The sequence below is a fragment of the Prosthecobacter sp. genome (assembly GCF_046154365.1).
Lineage (GTDB): Bacteria > Verrucomicrobiota > Verrucomicrobiia > Verrucomicrobiales > Verrucomicrobiaceae > Prosthecobacter.
On sequence record NZ_JBJXFV010000150.1, the window covers coordinates 1 to 4,610 of the forward strand.

The window sequence follows — 4,610 nt, forward strand, 5'->3', positions numbered from 1 at the left end:
GGGCGTGAGATGCGTGGCCCACCATGCGGTGCCATCAAGGACAGCCGAGTCAAAGAGGCTGTTTTGTGCGAGTGAATCGGGGGCGTTGAAGTGGCGCATGAGTGAAGGTGTGCCTTCTTGTACCAGCCCCCCGAGGCATGATCAAGCACCATGGACTTTTTGCGCTCGCGTCTTCGCTGAGTTTCTCAAGAACCTCGCCAGCAACCACATCGACACGCAGGAGAAACAAATCATCGCCGGCCCTTGGCTCGACTACGATCCCACGAGCAACCGCTTCGCCGGCGAATTCGCCGCCGAGGCTAACAAGCTCTGCCAGGAAGAGTATGCCGCCGGTTTTGAGCTGCCGTCATGAAGTGCATCGTCATCAGCATGCTGCACGCATCGGCTTCGCTGGTGATTGCCGCGCCTGATTACGAAAAGGACATCAAGCCGCTGCTCAAAGAGCGCTGCGTGTCCTGCCATGGCTCGGTGAAGCAAAAAGGCGATCTGCGACTCGATGCGGGCGCTTTGATCGAGAACGGCGTCCACGCGGAGCTGATCTCCCGAGTGACCTCGCACGACGAAGATGAACGAATGCCGCCCGAGGGAGCACGGCTGACCGAAAAGCAGGTGGAAGCGCTGCGACAGTGGTTTGCAGTCGGTGCGCCGTTTCCAAGTGATGAGGTGATCCCGAAGAAGCCGTCGGAGCATTGGTCGTTTCAGCCGGTGACGCTCCCGCAGATGCCGGAGTCGGTTCATGAGCATCCGATTGATGCTTTTGTGTTCGGAAAACATGCGGTGCCCCCTCAGGCCGCGCCGATGGCGCTGCTGCGACGTGTGTATCTCGACCTCACTGGGCTGCCGCCGACGATTGCGGAGCAGGATGAGTCCCATAGGTCGAATAGATCCTATAAGACCTATTCAGCCGTGATCGACCGCCTTCTCGACTCACCGCACTACGGTGAGCGCTGGGCGCGGCACTGGCTGGATGTGGTGCGCTACGCGGACAGCAACGGCTACGAGCGCGATGCCGAGAAGCCCTTCGTCTGGCGCTACCGCGACTATGTCATCGAAGCGCTCAACAAGGACAAACCCTTCGACCACTTCGTCATCGAGCAGCTCGCTGGCGATGAACTGAATCAGAAATCAGGAATCAGAAATCAGGAATCCATCATCGCCACCGGCTTCCTCCGCCTCGGTCATTGGGACGACGAGCCAGCCGATCCCGTGACGGATCGCTACGATCAGCTCGACGACATCGTCAGCACCACCGGGCAGGCCTTCCTCGGCCTCACCATTGGCTGCGCACGCTGTCACGATCACAAATTCGAGCCGCTGGCCACCCGCGATTACTACAGCCTCGTCGCTGTCTTCAATCCACTCGAACGCCCGCGCAAAGGCCGCACCGAGCTGACGGTGCCGGTCAATGGCACGGAGATTTACACTTGGAAAGAGTCGTCCGCGAAAGCCCCCGACACACACGTGCTCATCCGCGGCTCACCATCGCGCCTCGGTGATCTCGTCCAGCCAGCCGTGCCCGCGATCCTCGCCAAAACGCATCCATCCTTTTCCAATCGCCGCCTCGGACTCGCGCAATGGATCGCCAGCACCGACAACCCGCTCACCGCCCGAGTCATCGTGAACCGCGTGTGGCAGCAGCACTTCGGCCAAGGCCTCGTGACCACCGCCAACGACTTCGGCCTCATGGGTGCCGCTCCATCGCATCCCGAGCTTCTCGACTGGCTCGCGCATTGGTTCATGCACGATGCGAATTGGTCGCTGAAGAAGCTGCATCGACTCATCCTCACCAGCCGCGCGTGGCAGTCGATAAAATCGCCTGATGCGCTCATGCGTTACCGCCGTCTCGAAGTCGAAGCCATCCGCGATTCGATGCTCGCGGTCAGCGGTCAGCTCAATCCGAAGCGTTTCGGTCCCGCGATGAAGCCCGGCATTCCGAAGGCCGCGCTCGAAGCCAACACCGACAAAGAAAAGATCTGGCAGGCCTCGGACGAACGCGAAGCCTCGCGCCGCAGCATCTACGCGTTCATCAAGCGCGGCCTAGTCGTCCCCATGCTCGAAACCCTCGACCTCGCTGACACCGTCAGCAGTTGCCCGCAACGCCAGGTCACCACCGTCGCCCCGCAGGCGTTGAGCTTGTTCAATGGCGACTTCGTGAACCAGCAGGCCAAACACTTTGCCGCACGCTTGAAGCGCGAGGCTGGCGACGATGCCGCGAAGCAGATCACGCTCGCTTGGCGGCTGGCCTTGTGTCGCGAACCATCGGCTTCTGAACTGAAGAAAATGAGTGCGTTTCTGTGGGAAGAGTCACTGGAGCAGGCTTGCCGTGTGATTTTGAATCTGAACGAGTTTGTTTATCCCGAGTGAGCAAGCTGGCAGCCGCATGGTTGCCATGCCCGCAGGTTTGGCCTACACTTGACGCATGGACAGCGCCTCCATTCTCCAGGAACAACCCGCCACCTACGGCACACCCGTGCCGGAGGATAACACGCCCGTGTCCGAGGAAGTGCAGCGCATGGCGCATGAGGCGGTGAAGAATTTTCATGAGTGCTTTTGGTGGTGGAACACGGAATCCTCGATTCTCACTCGTGATGATGTGCGTGAGGTGATCCGAACCTTGCGCATGGGCGGCGGTCACCGGGCTTGGTGGGCAGCGCAGAGGATTCACAAATGCCTTTAACCGCCTTTCAGAAAGACGTGATGCAGGTCATCGCGGCAAATCGAAGTGAGGCCAGTCACTTCGCGGGTGGATTGGTGCTGAATGCCGCCGAGGACTCGCCGCGCTACAGCCACGACTTCGACATTTTCCACGAAGCGGCTGAGGAGGTGGCCAAGGCAAGCGAGATGGATGTAAAATCGCTGCGTGCAGCGGGATTTGAGATCGATCAGTGCGTGGGCGATTGGACGCAGCCGGTGTCATTCAGAAAGGCGAAGGTGTCTGCTGGTGGTGAGGAAGTGGAGATCGACTGGGCCGCAGATGCAGCCTTTCGTTTCTTCCCCATCGAGCGTGACCCTGTGCTCGGCTGGCGACTGCACCTGTTTGACATGGCCACGAACAAGGCGCTCGCGTTGTCCGCACGCTCTGTCACTCGCGACTATGTGGACATTGTTGAACTGCACAAAACTTACCCGTTGCCTGCCATCATCTGGGCCGCCTGTGGCAAAGATCCCGGCTTCAGTCCATGATCTCGATGATGATGAATGATGTGGGTGAGTTCGGCGCGTATTCGATTCACTCATGCCCCGCTTCATCCCCAATCGCACGCCATGCGGCCAGACACGCCGGGAGTTTCTCTGGCAGGTCGGGGGTGGGTTCGCGGGGCTGGCGTTGGCGGATTTGATGGCGGCCGACGATTTGAAATTTGAAATTTCAGATTTGAAATCAACGAGGCCGCTGGCCGAGAAGCGACCGCATTTTCCGGTGAAGGCGAAGCATTGCGTGTTTCTGTTCATGAACGGCGGGCCGAGCCAGGTGGACACGTTTGATCCGAAACCGGCGCTGAAGAAATATCACGGCATGCCTTACACGGGCGATGCGAAGGTGGGATCGAACGGGCGGGCGGTGGGGCATTTGATGCAGTCACCGTTTGAGTTCACGCGGCATGGGCAGAGCGGGCTGGAGATCAGCAGCCTGTTTCCACACACGGCGCGTCATGCGGATGATCTGTGCGTGATCCGCTCGATGCACGCGGACACGGCGGCGCATGCGTCGGGTTGTTTGCAGATGAACACGGGCAGCATCTTCATTGGCAAGCCGTGCCTGGGTTCGTGGCTGAGCTACGGGCTGGGCACGACGAATCAAAACCTGCCCGGCTTTGTGGTGATGACCGACCCGCGCGGCGGACCGATCGGCAGCGCGTCGAACTGGACGGCGGGTTACATGCCGGCGGCGTATCAGGGCACGCTCTTCCGCAGTGGTGGCTCGCCGTTGCTCGATCTGGCGACGCCGGAGGGCACGAGCGACCGCACGCAGCGGCGCAGTCTCGATCTGCTCAAATCGTTGAACGAAGAGCATCTCAAGATGCATCCCGATGAGACGGAGTTGATGGCGCGCATCGAGTCATATGAGCTGGCGTATCGCATGCAGACGGAGGCGATGAGCGTGGTCGATGTGGACAACGAGGATGCGGCGACGCACGAGATGTATGGCCTCAACGATGCGCGCACGGCGGATTTCGGCCGCAAGTGCCTCATCACGCGAAAACTCATCGAGAAAGGCGTGCGCTTCATCCAGCTCTACTCCGGTGGCGGTCACATCGAGGACACCTGGGATGGTCACAACGACTGCATCACCAATCACACGCTGCACGCGGGCGAGACGGACAAGCCCATCGCGGCGTTGATCGCCGATCTGAAGCGCACCGGCCTCTGGGACGAGACGCTGCTCGTGTGGGGTGGTGAGTTTGGCCGCACGCCGACGAGCGAAGGCGTGGGCAAGCTGGGTCGCGATCACGACTGGCATGGCTTTTCCATGTGGATGGCCGGAGCTGGCGTGAAAGGCGGCCAGGCCATCGGTGCGACGGATGAACTGGGCTTCACGGCCATTGAAGAACGCTGCCATGTGAGCGACCTGCATGCCACCATTCTGCACCTGATGGGAATCGACCACACAC

General features: G+C 60.3%; 5 protein-coding genes. All 5 read left to right on the forward strand.

Annotated features, from left to right (window positions below; genetic code table 11):
- Positions 1 to 97: 97 nt before the first annotated feature.
- A complete protein-coding gene (locus ACKVY0_RS18800; protein WP_409216373.1) occupies positions 98 to 352 on the forward strand; it encodes a hypothetical protein in 255 nt (84 codons plus the stop codon).
- Positions 349 to 2,364: a PSD1 and planctomycete cytochrome C domain-containing protein gene (locus ACKVY0_RS18805; protein WP_409216374.1), complete on the forward strand. Its 2,016-nt coding sequence runs from the start codon at positions 349 to 351 to the stop codon at positions 2,362 to 2,364. Before ACKVY0_RS18800 ends, ACKVY0_RS18805 begins: the two co-directional genes overlap by 4 nt.
- A 55-nt stretch (positions 2,365 to 2,419) precedes the next feature.
- Entirely contained in the window at positions 2,420 to 2,677 is a 258-nt protein-coding gene (locus tag ACKVY0_RS18810; protein ID WP_409216375.1) for a hypothetical protein, read from the forward strand.
- On the forward strand, positions 2,668 to 3,183 hold the full coding sequence (locus ACKVY0_RS18815) for a nucleotidyl transferase AbiEii/AbiGii toxin family protein (protein ID WP_409216376.1): 516 nt from the start codon (positions 2,668 to 2,670) through the stop codon (positions 3,181 to 3,183). The genes ACKVY0_RS18810 and ACKVY0_RS18815 overlap by 10 nt, the downstream gene beginning before the upstream one ends.
- Before the next feature lie 52 nt (positions 3,184 to 3,235).
- The coding region (locus tag ACKVY0_RS18820; protein ID WP_409216377.1) for a DUF1501 domain-containing protein at positions 3,236 to 4,610 on the forward strand (1,375 nt) is incomplete at its 3' end.

Coding starts and splice junctions, on each gene's coding strand:
- ACKVY0_RS18800 (WP_409216373.1), top strand. CDS start 98: ATGAGTGAAGGTGTGCCTTCTTGTACCAGCCCCCCGAGGCATGATCAA.
- ACKVY0_RS18805 (WP_409216374.1), top strand. CDS start 349: ATGAAGTGCATCGTCATCAGCATGCTGCACGCATCGGCTTCGCTGGTG.
- ACKVY0_RS18810 (WP_409216375.1), top strand. CDS start 2,420: ATGGACAGCGCCTCCATTCTCCAGGAACAACCCGCCACCTACGGCACA.
- ACKVY0_RS18815 (WP_409216376.1), top strand. CDS start 2,668: ATGCCTTTAACCGCCTTTCAGAAAGACGTGATGCAGGTCATCGCGGCA.